The sequence below is a fragment of the Mesorhizobium sp. P2_F5 genome (assembly GCF_056403715.1).
The window spans coordinates 72531-88462 of record NZ_JBFUEY010000002.1 but is presented as its reverse complement, the minus strand read 5'-3'; the positions used below and the strand labels follow the sequence as shown (position 1 = coordinate 88462).

At 59.9% G+C, this 15932-nt stretch carries 15 protein-coding genes; 10 read left to right on the top strand and 5 right to left on the bottom strand.

Features of this window, described 5'->3' with window-relative positions; translation table 11 throughout:
- The first annotated feature begins 78 nt into the window (after window positions 1-78).
- From repC to AC1DYO_RS02665, 3 genes are all read left to right on the top strand, one after another.
- A complete protein-coding gene (gene repC / locus AC1DYO_RS02675; protein WP_477260036.1) occupies window positions 79-1284 on the top strand; it encodes a plasmid replication protein RepC in 1206 nt (401 codons plus the stop codon).
- A gap of 150 nt (window positions 1285-1434) precedes the next feature.
- On the top strand, window positions 1435-1833 hold the full coding sequence (locus AC1DYO_RS02670) for an MbcA/ParS/Xre antitoxin family protein (protein ID WP_477260522.1): 399 nt from the start codon (window positions 1435-1437) through the stop codon (window positions 1831-1833).
- On the top strand, window positions 1830-2348 hold the full coding sequence (locus AC1DYO_RS02665; protein WP_477260034.1) for an RES family NAD+ phosphorylase: 519 nt from the start codon (window positions 1830-1832) through the stop codon (window positions 2346-2348). Before AC1DYO_RS02670 ends, AC1DYO_RS02665 begins: the two co-directional genes overlap by 4 nt.
- 44 nt (window positions 2349-2392) lie before the next feature.
- Here the strand turns inward: AC1DYO_RS02665 and AC1DYO_RS02660 are convergent, their stop codons facing one another.
- The gene (locus tag AC1DYO_RS02660) at window positions 2393-3565 is read right to left on the bottom strand and encodes a site-specific integrase (protein WP_477260032.1); all 1173 of its coding nucleotides are present in this window, start codon (window positions 3563-3565) and stop codon (window positions 2393-2395) included.
- Window positions 3566-3690: 125 nt separating this feature from the next.
- On the opposite strand from AC1DYO_RS02660, the gene AC1DYO_RS02655 reads away from it, so the two are divergent.
- Together AC1DYO_RS02655 and scpB are read left to right on the top strand one after the other, a co-directional pair.
- Window positions 3691-4644, top strand: coding sequence for a DUF1403 family protein (locus AC1DYO_RS02655; RefSeq protein WP_477260030.1), 954 nt, complete (start codon window positions 3691-3693; stop codon window positions 4642-4644).
- Window positions 4645-4646: 2 nt separating this feature from the next.
- Window positions 4647-5333, top strand: coding sequence for an SMC-Scp complex subunit ScpB (gene scpB / locus AC1DYO_RS02650; protein ID WP_477260028.1), 687 nt, complete (start codon window positions 4647-4649; stop codon window positions 5331-5333).
- Window positions 5334-5368: 35 nt separating this feature from the next.
- Here scpB and AC1DYO_RS02645 read toward each other — a convergent pair whose 3' ends face one another.
- Genes AC1DYO_RS02645 through AC1DYO_RS02630 form a run of 4 tightly spaced genes read right to left on the bottom strand, consistent with a single transcriptional unit; the run spans window position 5369 to window position 9727 of the window.
- Entirely contained in the window at window positions 5369-5824 is a 456-nt protein-coding gene (locus AC1DYO_RS02645; protein WP_477260026.1) for a Mov34/MPN/PAD-1 family protein, read from the bottom strand.
- Complete coding sequence (locus AC1DYO_RS02640) at window positions 5815-7500, bottom strand: ThiF family adenylyltransferase (protein WP_477260024.1); 1686 nt, start codon at window positions 7498-7500, stop codon at window positions 5815-5817. The genes AC1DYO_RS02645 and AC1DYO_RS02640 overlap by 10 nt, the downstream gene beginning before the upstream one ends.
- An 11-nt stretch (window positions 7501-7511) precedes the next feature.
- Window positions 7512-8534, bottom strand: a complete 1023-nt coding sequence (locus AC1DYO_RS02635; protein WP_477260022.1) for a cyclic GMP-AMP synthase DncV-like nucleotidyltransferase — start codon at window positions 8532-8534, stop codon at window positions 7512-7514.
- On the bottom strand, window positions 8531-9727 hold the full coding sequence (locus tag AC1DYO_RS02630) for a patatin-like phospholipase family protein (RefSeq protein ID WP_477260020.1): 1197 nt from the start codon (window positions 9725-9727) through the stop codon (window positions 8531-8533). The genes AC1DYO_RS02635 and AC1DYO_RS02630 overlap by 4 nt, the downstream gene beginning before the upstream one ends.
- A gap of 336 nt (window positions 9728-10063) precedes the next feature.
- Here AC1DYO_RS02630 and AC1DYO_RS02625 point away from each other — a divergent pair, with 336 nt between their 5' ends.
- The 5 genes from AC1DYO_RS02625 to AC1DYO_RS02605 all read left to right on the top strand — a co-directional run bounded on the left by AC1DYO_RS02625 (window position 10064) and on the right by AC1DYO_RS02605 (window position 15831).
- Window positions 10064-10999, top strand: a complete 936-nt coding sequence (locus AC1DYO_RS02625; protein WP_477260018.1) for a patatin-like phospholipase family protein — start codon at window positions 10064-10066, stop codon at window positions 10997-10999.
- Between the two features lie 9 nt (window positions 11000-11008).
- Window positions 11009-11896 carry a nucleotidyltransferase domain-containing protein gene (locus AC1DYO_RS02620; protein WP_477260016.1) on the top strand — a complete coding sequence of 296 codons (888 nt, stop codon included), beginning with the start codon at window positions 11009-11011 and terminating at the stop codon, window positions 11894-11896.
- A 56-nt stretch (window positions 11897-11952) separates the two neighbouring features.
- The gene (locus AC1DYO_RS02615; RefSeq protein WP_477260014.1) at window positions 11953-12966 is read left to right on the top strand and encodes a hypothetical protein; all 1014 of its coding nucleotides are present in this window, start codon (window positions 11953-11955) and stop codon (window positions 12964-12966) included.
- Entirely contained in the window at window positions 12918-14033 is a 1116-nt protein-coding gene (locus AC1DYO_RS02610) for a mandelate racemase/muconate lactonizing enzyme family protein (RefSeq protein ID WP_477260012.1), read from the top strand. The genes AC1DYO_RS02615 and AC1DYO_RS02610 overlap by 49 nt, the downstream gene beginning before the upstream one ends.
- A gap of 142 nt (window positions 14034-14175) precedes the next feature.
- Window positions 14176-15831: an ABC transporter substrate-binding protein gene (locus tag AC1DYO_RS02605; RefSeq protein WP_477260010.1), complete on the top strand. Its 1656-nt coding sequence runs from the start codon at window positions 14176-14178 to the stop codon at window positions 15829-15831.
- The last annotated feature ends 101 nt before the right edge of the window (window positions 15832-15932 follow it).

Here is a 15932-nt window from a genome sequence, read left to right as displayed (position 1 = left end):
TTTCCCCGAATCACTGTCAAGAGTCGTGGCGCCGTTTCGGCGAGCAGGTTTCTTTTGCCCAATTGAAAGGCGAGGGAAATGGAGAGTGGATACGCAACGACGCCCTTCGGGCGGCGGCCGATGACGCTTGCCCTGGTGCAGGCGAACACGGCATCGCGGGAGATTCCTGAGGGATCTCACGTTGAAAAGTGGCAGGTTTATCGTTGGCTCTGTGAGGGCAAGTCGGTTCTCGGCGTAGGCGATCGTGCCTTGGCCGTGCTGAGTGGCCTATTGTCGTTCTACCCGGATGACCAGATCAGCGAAGAAAATGGCCTGATGGTCTTTCCGTCGAACGCACAGCTATCGCTGCGCGCACACGGAATGGCCGATTCCACACTGCGGAGGAACCTTGCGGAGCTGGTGACTTGCGGTCTGATTATCCGCCGCGACAGTGCCAATGGCAAAAGGTTCGCCCGCAAAGGGCAGGGCGGGGCTGTCGTGGAAGCGTTCGGGTTCTCGTTGGCGCCATTGCTGACACGGGCCGCGGAGTTTCAACAGGCGGCCGACCAGGTCCGAGCCGACAATCGGGCGCTCAAATTGATGCGCGAGCGGATCACGCTCCACCGCCGAGACATCCACAAGCTTGTCGACGCCGCGATCGAAGAGGCCGTTCCTGGAGACTGGGGAGCCATCTGGAGGCGTTTTCGGGCCATCGTGGATGCAATTCCGCGCAGGGCTGAGCTGCCGGAGTTGGAGGGGCTCGTTGCTGAGCTGACCACTCTTCATGATGAAGTGGATAGGATGCTGGAAAGCTTCACAAATTCCAAGAATCCTAGCGGCAATGAGTCCCAAACTGAGCGGCAGCAATCTGATTCAAACACAGATTCCACTTTTGTATTTGAACCGGCTTTAGAGAAAAGCAGGGCCGCGGTCGAGCCAGTCTCCGCTCCGGCCGAGAAGCTGAAAGGCTACCCGATTGGGTTGGTGCTGAGGGCCTGCCCCGAAATTGCGGACTATGCGGTCAGCGGGATCGGAAGCTGGCGGGACCTGATGATGACCGCCGCCCAGGTGCGAGGCTACCTTGGCGTATCACCGTCGGCATATGAGGAGGCCTGCCATGTGATGGGCCAGGAGGTAGCCGCGATCGTGATCGCCTGCATCCTTCAGCGGGCGCAGCATATCAACTCGGCCGGCGGATATCTGCGGGTGCTGACCGAAAAGGCGAGGGCAGGGGAGTTCTCTGTCGGACCCATGCTGATGGCCGCGCTTAAAGCTAATGGGGCAACAGCGAGGATGGCCGGATGAAGTGTGGGGTGCAGGGATTTGCGGGGCAGGGGCGGTTTGTTCCGCGGGCGCTCGAGTGGATGCAGCTTAGATTGGTTCGGTCCTGGGATTGAAAGCCGTCGAGAATTGCCATATGTTTTGCACAAGAAATATGACTTTCAATATGGTAGGATGAATTCTGTGGCCCATGCACTCAAGACCCCCGAGCAGAATGGACCTCTCATCTTGTCCTATATGGATCGCAACGGGAAGATTGCGATCCAGCAGGTCGCGGATGGTTTTGGCATGTCCAAGGGCCAATTGGCCCAAACCGCTGGTCTTGCTCGCGAGACCCTTTATCGCTCGGAGCGCAGCGCTGCGGTAAAGACACAAGGTCGTCTTCGGGAGATGCTTGAGATCATCAGCCGCGTGACGGAGTGGGCGGGCGGCAAAGAGCAGGCGATGGCCTGGTATCGGGCTCAGCCGCTTCCAGCATTTGGCGGACGCACTGCTGAAGCGCTGGTGAAGGATGGCAAGGCAGCAGCGGTCCGTGATTATCTCGATCATATGGCCGTTGGTGGTTTTGCGTGAGGTTCGTCAGAACCTGCTACCGCGCACACGATCCGCGTTGGGCATTCAAGCCGACTTCCGGCGAAGGAGCGGCGATCCGAGGAGCCCGATTCAATCCCAAAGGCGTGCCGGCGCTTTATCTGGCGCTGACCATCATGACTGCGATCAAGGAAGCCAACCAGGGCTTCGCACAGCGGATCGATCCATGCGTGCTTTGCTCCTATGAGATCGATTGTGATGACATCGCGGATCTGACAACGGAAGAGGGGAGGGAAGAGTTTTCTGTGACGCCCGAAGAGATGGCCTGTGCCTGGGCGACTGCTCTCAGCGACGGAGAGCGCCCAGTCTCCTGGTCCATCTACGATCGGTTGCGACCTCGAAATGTTGCAGGCATTGTGGTTCCGAGCTTCGCGCCCGGGGCCGAGATTGAGGATCGCAACCTGATCCTATGGGACTGGGGTCCAGATCTCCCCCACAAGGTGGCAGTATTCGATCCGAGCGGCAGGCTGCCGAAGGATCAGCTGTCTTGGCTTTAGGGTGCTCTCGGGATCCGAAGGGCAGGGGAGGGAGCCTTTGCAGCTTACAGTCCACTGGCCTTGGTGAGATTGACGCGAAACCGGTCTCTGCGCCTCTGATAGCGTCGGGTCATTTCGGCCGAGGTATGGCCAAGCTGCTTTTGAACGTAACGCTCGTCGACCTCGGCCGATGAGGCAAGACCGGCGCGCAGCGAATGGCCCGAGAATTTTTTCCCGCGCTCACCCTCGGACAGATAGCTGCGAACACCGCCAGCAAGTGCTGCACGCTTGACCAGTCGTGCGACCTCTTGGGGGTTGAGGCGCTCGGCGCCAACGGCTTTGCCTTGGCCGGTGACGCGCCGAAACACCGGTCCGTGGCCAATCCGCGCCAATTTCAGCCAGATCTGCAGAGCGACAACTGGGCAGGTGGTGTCGGCCGAGCCGCGGCCGATCTCGACCTCGCGCCAGCCGGTTTTGCCGTGTATGTTGACCAAAATTCCTTGGTCCAAAATCTCGACCCAGCCCGAAGAATCTTCGGTCTGGTCGCGGCCAACATCAAGGCCCACGAGTTCGGAGCGGCGCAGGCCGCCAGCGAAGCCAAGCAGCAGCATGGCGCGGTCGCGCAGACCGCGCAAGGAGCCGCGATGGAGCGTCTCCAGCATGGCCAGAAGATCCTCAGGCAGGATCGCCTCCTTCTGCAACGGCGGCTTTGCATGGGTATTGCGAATGCCGGCAAGCACGGTGGCGATATGTCGATCCTTTCGGTCGAGCTGCTGGCCGCGTCCGGCAAAATTCCAGGTGAGCGACGAAAGCCGGCGTTCGATGGTCGACACCGAGTTTGCGGTCTTGTCCGCGGCTGCCGTACCGGATGCACAGGCGGTGATGTAGAGGCCGACAACCTGCGGATCTGGGGGGAGGGGATCAAGATGCTGACGCCTGCACCAGGCCGAAAAATGCTTCCAGTCAGATGCGTAGGCACGACGGGTGTTGGCTGAACTCGCCGCCTCGACATACTCGCGGGCGCGATCGGCGAGCTTTTCCAGATGTGCGGGCAAGGGAGGGGCGTTTCGCGGCTCCTCGGGTGCCTGCCCCATTTCCATGACGACATCGACGATATCGGGCAAATCGTCGGCCGACCGGGGGGCAGAGGAGGAATCGGCGATTGCTGGCGTGCTGTGGGGCGGCGCTGAGCTCTCCTCGGCACGAGTTTCCGGGTTCTGGTCGACGATAGGGGCCATTTATCCACTAGATCTCAAAACGAACGATAATGCAAGATTATCATTCGTTGTATGGCGGCGACAGGTTGTGCGTTTTGGTGTGAAAATCATGGCGAAAAGCGCACCAGCACTTTACTCTCCAAATCATGATTCGCCTCGATCCCGCGACCGCCAGTTCCTCTGCGCCACCGACCGTGCCAGCCTGGGCGCTCGCCACCTACACCCTCAGCGACACCGACGCCGCCTTCCAGGCCGGCGCCGCGCTGGGTGCGCTCGACGTGCTCGCCCGCACGCGAACCAGCTGGGCCGACGCCTGGCGGCAGCGGCTGGCGCTTCGCTGCGCCGCCGCCAGCATGCGGCTCGCCGGTCGCTCAGAAGACGAGGCCGCCCTTCGCGACGCCTGGTACCTGCGTCCGGCCGGCGCCGATCCCGGTCCCGCCGGCGCTATTTTTGGCGCCTGGCGGCAGTTGGCGCTGCAGCCGCCCGTCGCCACCGCCGATCGTTTGGCCAAGATCGTCGAGCTGCTCGGACTCCATTGGGACGGTGCCGCGCTCGCAGCGCTTTGCGTGGAGGTCAATACCCTAGCGGAGTCGCAGCGGCCGGCGCCATTCGCCGCCGCGGCGATCGCCACTTACGTGGTCACCGTGCGACCGGATTGCGAGCTTCTTGCGTGGTGGCTGGCCGACTTGGTGCTGGCGCAAAGCCTGCGCTGGCCGCGGCCGCTGCCGCTGCTGACGGCGCAGGTTTTTGCTCAAGCCTTCCGCGCCGGAGTCGGTGGCGGCAGGCGCATCCGACCCGGCGAAAAAAGTTTCGAGCGCGCGGTTTGCCTGGCGCTGGTTACGGCGGCGGCAGACTCCTGCCGGCTGGCCGCCGAGTTGTCGCGTCGTGCCGAAAAGCTCCTGTCGGTGGCTCCGAAACTGCGCGCCAAGGGCGCCAGCGAGGTGATCCAAAAACTGCTCGACGAAGACGCCGTCTCTGGATCGCTGACGACCAAAAACCTGTCCCGCTTTGCAGCGCGGCGCTTGTTCAACCGGCTGCAACAATTGGATGCCGTGCGCGAGCTCTCCGGCCGCAGCACCTTTCGGCTGTTTGGGTTGTAGCGATGAGCCAAGCCTCCGCCCGTCAAAAGCCGAACGTTCAGCCGCCGCTGCTTGACACCGAGCTCGATCACCTGCCGCCAGAACTGCGGTGGCGCGAATGGATGGGCCGCGTCGAAGCGGTGATTTTTTCCGCCAGCGAACCGGTGACACGTAGTGTCCTCGCGCGCGTGGTGGGAAGGAATTGCAATCTCGAGCTGATCATCGACGACATCCGCGCCGAGCTCGCCGGCCGCCCCTACGAGCTGGTCGCGGTCGCCGGCGGCTGGCAGCACCGGACCAAAAAAGATTTTGGCGAAGTCATCCACGCCGCCTTCGGCACGGCGGCGGGCGAGGGGACAAAGGAGCTGTCGCAGTCGGAGGCTCTCGTCCTCATGTGCATTGCCTATTTCCAGCCGATCACCCGTGGCGAGCTGTCGTCCTTCTTCGGCAAGGAGGTGTCGCGCGACCTGATCGGCGTGCTGCGCGCGCAAGACCTGATCGCCTCGGGGCCGCGTAGCCCGCAGCCGGGGGCGCCCTATACCTATGTGACGACCAGAAATTTTCTGTCGCAGTTCGGGCTCGACACGTTGCGCCAGCTGCCGGATTTCGAAGCGCTCGAGGACGCCGGGCTGCTGTCGAAGGAGAGGCTGCTGGCGGGCGACATCATGCCCGAATTTTCCGATCGGGATGAGGATTGGGTTAGGCGATGAAGCGTTGACGCTTGCGTCCCAGAGATCAGCCGCCGTCAGGCGTGGAAAGATAGGTGTAACCCATCTGGAAACGGTGCCAGACCTACGATGCAAAGCAACAGGCCCGGAGTATAAAGGGTCGATTCCCTGACTACGTTCTCGATACTGGCGATGTCGTTCTGAGACGGAACAGGGATCTTCTGCGGATGCGTATGCCAGTCTCCCACGTACTGAAGTCCCTCAGCGAAATGCCGGTCGATCTCCCTCTGCTCAGCCTTGCGGTCCGGCCAAAAGTGGAAACGGCCCCGGCGATCCGCCGACCTTGGGCCGGTCGCCGCTAGCACATGCCAAAGGTCGGCCTTGATATCGGCGAACAGCTGTCCCCCGGCCTCCTTGCTGAACCAACCCGTCTGTCGACGGGCGTCGAAGACTGCGAGGACGTTTGATGAGAACCGGACCGTAACGCGATCGAACTGTGCGATGACTGAAGTGCCTTCAAGTATTACGGCCACTGTTGCTCCATCACTCCTGATACCGATGCCACGGGCTTCGTCGCCATGAACCCCTCCGTCCATTGCCCTTCGGCGCGGGCAAGATTCCGATCCGACGTCCACCATGTCCGCCATGTGTCTGCCAACCCTGGCTCCAGCAATCGATCGAGGCACAGTTCAGCGATCATCGCCTGGACCGCGACGACCTCAACCGCTCCGAACGGTGTCGTGGAGTTTCCGCATTCCTTGGGTGGCTGACGATCGTTTCGCGAGGCAGGGCGCCGAGGAACACCATTCTCAAACCCGTCCATGAACCGAGCGCCATTTCCCGACAGCAGCAAAGCGTGCCCGGCCACGCCCCACGCCTCCATCCAGCCTAACACGACGGCGATCGGTGGAGCTTCCTGCCGTGCGAGATCGGCGATGTAGACGTCGGCGTGCAATGACCCTGTAGTTGCCACGATAAGGTCCGCGCCTTTTAGTATGTCGCTCCCGGACACGACGAGGTCTTGAACGGTTTTCGAGAAAGCCCTCACCTGGACGATTTCCGGCAGGTCTTGCCGTAGGTCCGACGCCAGGGACTGCGCCTTCGAATGCCGAACGCTGCGGCCACCGAGTTCGTGACGTCGAATGTTCTCCCAGCCGAGGTTCTCATGATCAACGAGATCAAGACGGCCGACGCCCGCTTTCGCAAGCAGGCGCGCCACACCAGCGCCGATTGCGCCACATCCGACCACGACCACTCTCTTCTTGGCGAGGTCGGTCAGGGCGATGATGCTGCGGGACGCCGAACTGTCAAGCAGTGACGTGTGCAAGCGTTGAATGTTGTAGTGTCCGAGAAGGTCGCCAACGGCGATCTTGGCCCCGGGTCGAAGCTTGAGTTGAGGTTTGCGTCGCGAACCAGCCTTATGGGGGAGAAGGGTTTTCAGCAGCCGGATGCCAGCAAACTGGCGGTGGCCGGAAGGCGCGTTGCCGACCAGGACCAGGATGACCCCGTTCGGGACCATGCTCAAAGCCTTTAACATTGCTTCTCCCCCATCGACGGCGTGTGTCTGGAGGAACTCGAGAAGGCTTTTAGAGTCCGCGGGGAACTCCGAAGGTAAAGGAAACTGTTTGAGGTCGACGAAGAAGGCGGCATTCGTGTGCCTAGGAGGCGCCCCGTTCCGATTGTCCCACCACCGGACCATCAATTCCTTGCTGGCAAAGGCGAAGACCTCGTTGCCAGCTAGGACATAGGAACCACTCGAAGCACGTTCCTGGTAGAGCAACGAAAGCGCCGGGCCGGCGACGTCGGCGCGCTGGTTCCAGTAGTTGGTGAAGTCTTCCTGGAGATCGTGGTCTTCGGCGCCGGTCTGATGCGCGTCAAGGAGTTCGAGAGCTTCCGCCAGCACCTGTCGGGCGGCGTCCGCGGGATCGGTCGAAAATTCGATTTTCGTTAGGCAAAAGCGACCATCAAGCTCGACATGCGGCAGGTTTCGAGAGGCATCATAGTCGACGATATAGGCGTTCGGCCGCGAATACGGGAACGCGGTGTCGGCCACGATGGACAGAACGTGGCCCCAAACCTCGAACAGCCACAGGTGACCGCCTGTCGGCCGCCCCTTGCCGTCCTCGCAGGCCCGGCAACCCATGTACTCCGGCCGATAAGTCTCGAAAAGTGCTGAGACGGCATCAACTGCCTGGGCGATGGTCAGCATGAGTCGCGCCTTCAGGCGTACCGGGTCTCACCCCGCTTGATCGCTGGGCCAACTTTCTGGGTAAGCGACTTCGCCCCGTCCGGATCGGGTTGCTGGGAGAACCAGTCCGTGTTGAAGAAATTGTCCCAGGCGCTCATCGCTTTTTCGTGGTCGCAGTCCCACTCGTCAAGAACGTCGAGATGCTTCAGCTTCTCATCGAGCCTGTCGTGAAGGAACTTGGCCTTCGCATTCCCGTCCTCGATGATGTTCTCGTCGAGAACCGGGTGCTTAACTGCTTGCGACCACGAAAGCTTGTCCCTGATCGCCTTGGCGACATTACGCAGCGTCTTGTCATCGCGGTCGGCGACCCCGGCCCAATGATCGGCCACGAGCTTGGAAATAACGAAACCGTTCGAAATCTTGCCCTTCCAACTTGGCCGGCTGCGCGCGAAGGCCTTGAGCAACCTGACGACCTCAACGAACTGCCCCTTGTCGCCGTCCTTGGATGCGTTGGCGCATTTTTCCTTGTTGAAGCCCTGGAACCACGACGTTACCGCCAGTGCATCCGAGCGTTTCCAGTTGGAACTGGCCAGTTCGTAATGGTCCGTTTCCTTTCCCGTCCAGGCGTCCTTCACGATGACGTGGCGGTAGACGGGTACGTCGATGTGGTAGCCCTCGTTGTAGTAGACCCGCACGCAGTTCTTGAGGACTTCCGGGGGAATGGTGAAACGCTTGTCATAGAGCGCATCCCACACCATATCGCGGGCCGCTAGAGGCGTCATATCGCCTCCTTTCGGCCCAACGAGGTCGTCCTTCTTGAAATAGACGCCGTCATCGATGTCATAGTCCTCGTCTTTCTCGACGATCATCGTGCGCATGGCGTAGGAGCCCTGCGTCCGCTGGCCGATTGGGGTCGGATCTTCGTTCGCGGCGAGGCCGTCCTTCAGGCGTTTGCGGTTGGTCTTTGCCCTTGCAAAGATGTCTTTGCGGGCTTCGTTCGGCAGCCGCACTTCTTCGCGCTGGTATTTCGCTACCTGGAGATGGCAGTCTCTCATTGGAAAAGCTCCTTGGGTATGCCCGTCTCCGGCATCGTGGGCAGAGACATCATGAGATTGTGGATTAGTTGACCTTGCGGGTTCCGAGCGTCGTCACAGGCGCTCTTGACCATGTCGGCGTCTGTCGAGGCTTGGCTCATGAGGGCATTCATCGCCTCGGGCCTACTGTCGTCGAGACCGAGATACTCGAGTTTCGACGCCGGGATCTTCTGCTGCGGGAAGCGGACGTGGTGGACGTCCCTGCCGCATTTGCTCAACACATTGGCGAACATGCGGGCCATGTTGTCGAAAGCGAACTCTTGGGCCGTAATGCTGAGCGGCGCGACATCGGCGCCGAGCTTCCACTGAAGCATCGACCTATGAACCTTTGTCGGCGAAATCTCCTCGCCTTCAGGCCGCGAGCAGGTGCCCAGGGAGAAGATTTCGATTGGCTGCCCATTTTCCGCGTTCATAAGCGCGTCCAGCATCCCCACCATGACCGGGTTGTTCGCCCACAGTCCGCCGTCGGCAAAGACCTCGATCTGCTCGTGCTTGCTGTCGGGATTCTTTATTGCTGCCAAAGACCGGTAGATCGGTGCCGCACTCGAAGCCAGGCAAACATCGGCAAGCTTATAATTGTCGTCCCGGACGCCGCTCGTCTTTGTCTTCTTGAAGACCCACGCCCGGTGCGTGCTCATGGCCACTGTGGGGATCGAGAGCGAAATTCCGCGCTTTCTATAGACATCGAGCATGGTGATGTCCCCGAGTTCCGCACTGAGGGCTTTTCGCAGCGCCGCGTCGCCGGCTCTGACGATGTTGCCACCCTTCGCGATGCGAGCAAAAAGCGTCCCTTTGCTCTCGGTGATGCGTTCCGGGAAAATTCGACCACCCCAGTCCCGGTAGAGATTGACGAGGTCGCTCATAGGGCGGCCGATGGCCGCGCCGCAAGCGATGATGGCGCCCGTGCTCGTTCCGGCGATGAGATCGAAGCCTCGGCCCAGGTCGAGATGTTCCACCTCGCGTATCCTGCGATATTGGTCGAGCAAACGGTCGAGAAACGCAGCAGTGTAGATGCCGCGCATGCCGCCGCCGTCGAGACACAGGACCCTGAACGGTTTTGCCGGGGAGGGTGTATTTTCAGCAGCTTCCATTGCCTTTTTACATACCTTGTTTCTGCTGATTCTGCAGATGCTGGCCAAATTTAGAATCTTCATATCTTCCTGCCTTATTGCAGGAACATATCGTGCTCAAGAGTGAAATATCGCGGCGTGCAAACTCTATGGGCGAAACCTGTTTATAAGTGAATTGGCCTCTGTGGTTCCGCGATCTTAAAGCCGATCTTTCGGCTGAAGCACGCGAATATGAGTCGCTCCGCACCTTCTTGTCTGTGGTGGAGGTCAACCTTGTCGCAATGAAGCGCCTATTATTGAGGCTGCCCTCGCTGCAGTGCAGCAGAATGTCAGTGATAAAGAAAACCAAGTTTAGCTGATACCCTTTTGTTATTGAGCGTGAGCTCCTACATCAAATGATCATTTTCTTTGAGGGCATCCGTGGCGGACCTAGCTGTCGATAAACCCTTTCGCGTCCTGACCTTGGATGGAGGTGGAGCGAAGGGCTTCTACACCCTGGGCGTGCTTCACGAAGTCGAGGCCATGCTCGGCAAGCCCCTTCATGAGGCGTTCGACCTCATTTTCGGAACCAGTACTGGCGGCATCATCGGCACACTCCTAGCCATCGGCACGCCGGTCTCTAAAATCCATGAGCTTTACCGGAAACACGTGCCCGACGTCATGCGGCCCAAGGACAAGGCGAGTATATCGGCGGCATTGAAAAAGCTGGGCGACGAGGTTTTCAAGGAGCAGAAGTTCGATGCAGTAAAGACCGGTTTGGGTGTGGTCGCGACCAAGTGGGTGATGGAAACACCTATCATATTCAAGTCTGATCCAAAGCAGGCTCACGGCCGCGCGGCGACCTTCGTTCCAGGGTTCGGCTGCACCCTAAGCGACGCGGTGCAGGCGTCCTGTTCTGCCTACCCCTTCTTCATGAGGCGGCAGCTCAAAATCAACGGGGACGAGCTTCTGCTGCTGGATGGTGGGTTCTGCGCGAACAACCCGACACTGTACGCGATCGCAGATGCCGTCCGTGCGTATAAGATGCCCCACGAACGCATCAAGGTCCTGAACGTCGGCGTGGGCGACTATCCTGTTCCACGCGTGAAGAAATTCACGAAGGCATGGCTCATCTCTTGGGCGGAGGAAGCCGAGCTGATCCAGAAAACCTTCAACATCAACGCCCAATCGATGGAGCAGCTTCGCCGCATCCTCTTTCCCGACATTGAGACCGTCCGCGTCAGCGAGGCATTCACCGAACCGTCAATGGAAACCGACCTTCTCGAATACGACCTGTCCAAGCTCGACCTGATTCATACCCGCGGCCGGGACTCATTCGGCAAGCAGGAAACAGCGATCCGGGCCCTTCTGCTCTAGCGGAGACCCATGCCTATTTCGGACCAGCAGCTGCAAACGTGGTCCCATCAGGGTTCAGTGACGCAGTCCAAAGCCACCCACGAGGCTATCAGAACCGTTCTGAACAGCACCGAGTCGCCGTATTACCTGAAGTCATTCGACGACTTTCTTCAGGGATCATACGCGAACGACACGAACATCTACGCAGACAGCGACGTTGACATCGTTATCCGCCTCACTTCGACGTTCTACCACAATACCGATGACCTTCAGCCGGGCGAGCAGGCGGCATACCAGCGTAACCGCGTTCCCGCTGACTACGAGCTGTCAGACTTCAAGAGAGACGTGGCCGCCTGGTTGAGGCGGCACTATGCCGGTGTCACCGTAGGCAACAAGGCGATTTTCATTCCCGGGAACGGCAGCCGTCGGGATGCGGATGTGCTCGTTTCAGCCGAGCACCGGCACTACACGTCATATTCGGGGGTCATGGGGCCGCAGTATCACGAAGGCATCGTATTCGAGACCGCGAGCGGCCGTCGCATCGTCAACTACCCGCGCCAGCACCGGGAGAACCTGTCGAATAAGAACCAAGCGACGGGTTCTTGGATGAAGAGGACAGTCCGTGTCTTCAAGAACATGCGAAACCGCATGGTCGAGGAAGGCTATCTGGACGCCGGGGTAGCGCCCTCATACTTCATTGAAGGCCTTCTCTATAACGTCCCAAACAATCAGTACGGCTACAGCCACCTGACGTCGGTGACCAACTGCCTTAACTTCATTCAGAACTCGAACAGGGACGACCTGACGTGCGCGAACGAGCTTCATTGGCTTGTGCGCGACTACCAGGACGTTTGCTGGTCGACCGCAAACTATGAAAAATTCCGAACCAGCCTCAGACTTTTCTGGAACAACTACTGACGGTTTCCGGAACGCGGTCTGCTCGAGCTGTGGCCTTAGTTCTTGAGGGTGAAGCAGTGACGCAGCGCACTATCAATTTGTTCATGTGGGGGTACCAATTACATTTTCGGTTCCGCCTCGAATATCTGGCCAAACGCGTCTTCGAGTCGATTGGTGCCGGTATCGAGCTCAAGGTGTTGCTGGTAGGCCTGAGGGGAACGGAGCTTTCGACCGGGCACCCCGTTTGCATCGAGCCCGAGGACGGCGGATGGCCGTTGGCACTGTTCGACCGAATTGCGGACGAGGTGCAAGACGCCATCCCCGATCATCCCATGCAGCAGATGTCCTATGGCGATGACATATCCATGCGAGAAAAGCCGGACAATATCCGGCGTCTGACGATTGCAGAGCAGGTCCAGCGTCGGCTTGATGTTGAGGGACGCAAGCAGGGCCGGCGCACGTTCTGCAGCACGCCTTACCGCGTCGGCGACTATGATGTCGTTTGCGCCCTGCAGGTCCCCGAGCACTTGTTCCGCCAGCATCCGGCATTCGACGCGGTTTGGAACCGCGAGCCTTATGAGGCGAGCTTCGTCCACTCCTGCATCAACCAAATTCTTGAAGAGGGTCGGCGTGGCCTCATGCGGCCGGATCCGGGACGACAAATTGGCGATGATGCGATGCGTTCCGGACGGGAGGTGATCAGGCGAGCAGCTGCCAGTTTCATGCGCACGCCATTCATCGAGGGCGGGTTCGCTGAATGCGATATGTTCGATGCAATCAACGCCGTCGCGCAGGCGCAGTATGAGGGGGAAGCCGGAGCGGGAAGACTGGTCTTTGCGGCCGCGAACGATCCAAATCTGAGCTTCGTGCTGAAGCTCGATCGCCCGGCGGCGCTGACGCAAACGCGCTGGGCACGAAAGCTGTTGCAGATGTCAACATCGGAGGCGGCGCTCATAGCCGACTACAACAACATCGTTGGGCTTGGAGACCTTTCTGACGTCAGCGCGCCGCCCTTTGCTGTGGATTTTCTAGGTCACGATCAGTGGGATCTCAGGCGAGGCGAGCAGGTGCCGGTAGACAATCGACCCTGATATTTGCCTGCATCGTCCGCGTTCACACGGATGACGGACTGATCGGCATCGGAGAGGCTGACAGCGTGCCGGAGGTCGTTCGCGCGATCATTGAGACGCCGTCCTACCATAGCCGCGCCATGGGCTTGAAAGCGGTCGTTATGGGCTGTGATCCCTGCGATCCGGCCGGCGTATGGGACCGCATGTACGATGCCACCTATATGTACGGCCGCCGCGGCGCCGTGATCCACGCAATCAGCGCCATCGACCTGGCACTTTGGGACATCCGCGGCAAAGCCGAAGGCAAACCCGTGGCGGACCTGCTGGGCGGCACGCTCCGACGCCCGAGGATCCAGGCCTACGGGACGGTTTATCCCCTTGGAACCGAGCCGGATACCATTCGGCGGTCGCTGGATTCGGCTCTTGGTAAGGGACTCCGGGCGTTGAAGATCTGTGCGGAAACGGACTGGCGCTTCAACCTCGACAAGGCCGCTGCTGTGCTGAGGGAAACAAGGGCGCACATCGGCCCCGAGATTAAACTGATGCTTGACGCGGTGGGCGCCTGGCATTCCGCAGACGAGATCCTGCCGCTGATGCCGCTGCTGCAGGAGGTAGGCCTCGTGTGGCTGGAAGCGCCGTTCCCGCTCGAAAACCTCGACGACCACGCCCGCATTACGGGATTGGGCACGCCGATCGCCGGCGGCGATCTCGGTATGACCACCCGGTATGAATTCGCCCAGATGATCCTGCAGGGCAAAGCGGACATCGTGCAGCCCGACCTTTCCATGGCGGGTGGACTGACCGAAGTCCTCAAGATTGCGGACCTGGCGAGACAGCACGGCCGCCGCGTCGTTCCCCACGGCTATAAGTCCAATATCCTCAACGCCGCCAATCTCGGGTTCCTGTCCCAGCATTGGCAGGAAGAGATGCTGGAATATTCGCTCAGCCGGTCACCTTTGCTCGCACAGGCGACCGAAGAGACCCTCGACATACAGGGCGATGGCACTGTGCTCGTGCCAACGGCGCCGGGCCTGGGTGTGACCCTGAATGAGCGGGCTCTGTCCTGCTTCTGCAAACGAGTTTGGTGAGGCGACGCATGGCGCGGCCGGCCCTCACCATCCCGCCTCCCGACTGCCTACGGGCGGCGATTGGCGGAGCATGCCCCGGCGCTTCGAACGAGCGCCGGCGGAACAGTCGTGAACATAACAAGGCAAAAATGGGAGAATATCGATGACCATCTTCAAAAGTAACGGCGATCGGGTTCCGGAGCACATCCTCAGGATGGCGGAGCAGGCCAAGGCCGGCACAGTCGACCGGCGCGAATTCCTGGCCATGGCCAGCGTGTTCGGTGCGTCGGCGGCAATGGCTTACGGTCTGATGGGTCTGGCGGCGCCGACCGAGGCGCTTGCGGAAGAAACCCCGAAGTCGGGGGGCGTGCTCAAAGTCGCCATGTTCGTGAAGGACGCCAAGGACCCGCGGACCGCAGATTGGTCCGAAATTGCCAACGCCGAGCGCCAGATGCTCGAGCCGCTGGTGAAATACACGCGCGACTTCACGTTCCAGCCATATCTGCTTGAAAGCTGGGATATCAACGAGGATGCGACCGAATACACGCTCCACATCCGTCCGAATGTTGTGTGGCATAACGGCGATACCTTCAACGCGGACGACGTGATTTTCAATTTCACGCGCTGGGCCGAGAAATCGGCTGAGGGCAATTCCATGCCCGGCCGTATCGGCACGCTGGTTGACGAGAAGACAAATAAGCTGCGCGAAGGCTCGATCGAGAAGGTCGATGATATGACCGTCAAGCTGAAGCTGAGCAAGTCGGACATCGCCCTGATCCCCAACCTTACGGATTATCCAGCCATCATCGTTCATCGCTCGTTTGAGGAAACGGGCAAGGACTTGGTCAAGAACCCCATCGGAACCGGACCTTTCCAGCTTGTTTCGTGGGATGTCGGTCAGAAGGTCGTCTACAAGAAGCGCGAAGATGGCAAGTGGTGGAACGGTGACGTCTACCTCGACGGTGTCGAATTCATCGACTACGGCACGGACCCTTCGGCAATGGTTTCCGCGTTCGAGGCCGGCGAGGTCCATACCAATTTCGAGACCACGGCCGATTTCGTCACGATTCTCGAGGGTGTCGGTACGGTTACCTCCGAGGTCGTTACCGCCTCCACCATCGTGGCACGCACCAACGTGACGCAGAAGCCCTATGACGACCAGCGGGTGCGCAACGCGTTGCAGCTTGCCGTGGACAATGCTGCGGTGCTGCAGCTTGGCTACGGCAATGCTGGAAGGCCCGCCGAAAACCATCATGTATGTCCGATCCATCCCGAGTACGCTGAAATCCCTAAGATCGCCCGTGATCCGGCAAAGGCAAAGGCCATGATGGCTGAAGCCGGCCAGGCGGATTTCGAGCATGAACTTATCAGCGTCGAGGAGGACTGGCACAAGAACACCGGTGACGCGGTCGCGGCACAGTTGCGCGAGGCTGGGATCAAGGTCAAACGCACGGTTCTGCCAGGTTCGACATTCTGGAATGATTGGACCAAGTATCCTTATTCCATGACGAATTGGAACATGCGGCCCCTCGGCATCCAGGTGATCGCCATTGCGTACCGCACCGGTGAAGCCTGGAACGAAACCGCGTATTCGAACCCCGAGTTCGACGCCAAGGTCAACGAGGCCCTCTCGATCGCCGACGCCGACAAGCGTAAGGTCGTCATGAAGGACATCCAGACGATGCTCCGGGACTCGGGCATTATCATCCAGCCCTACTGGCGCAAACTCTACAACAGCTCTGTCCCTGCCGTGAAAAACCACGGCATGCATCCAACGTTCGAAGCGGACTACGGCAAAGTCTGGCTTGAGCCGACCTGACGTATCCGGGCTGGGGGCGGGCTTGCCCGTCCCCAGCTGAGTTTGAACAACCGAGATAAATTTTCATGAAGGACCATGTTATCGAACGCGCCGAGGTATTC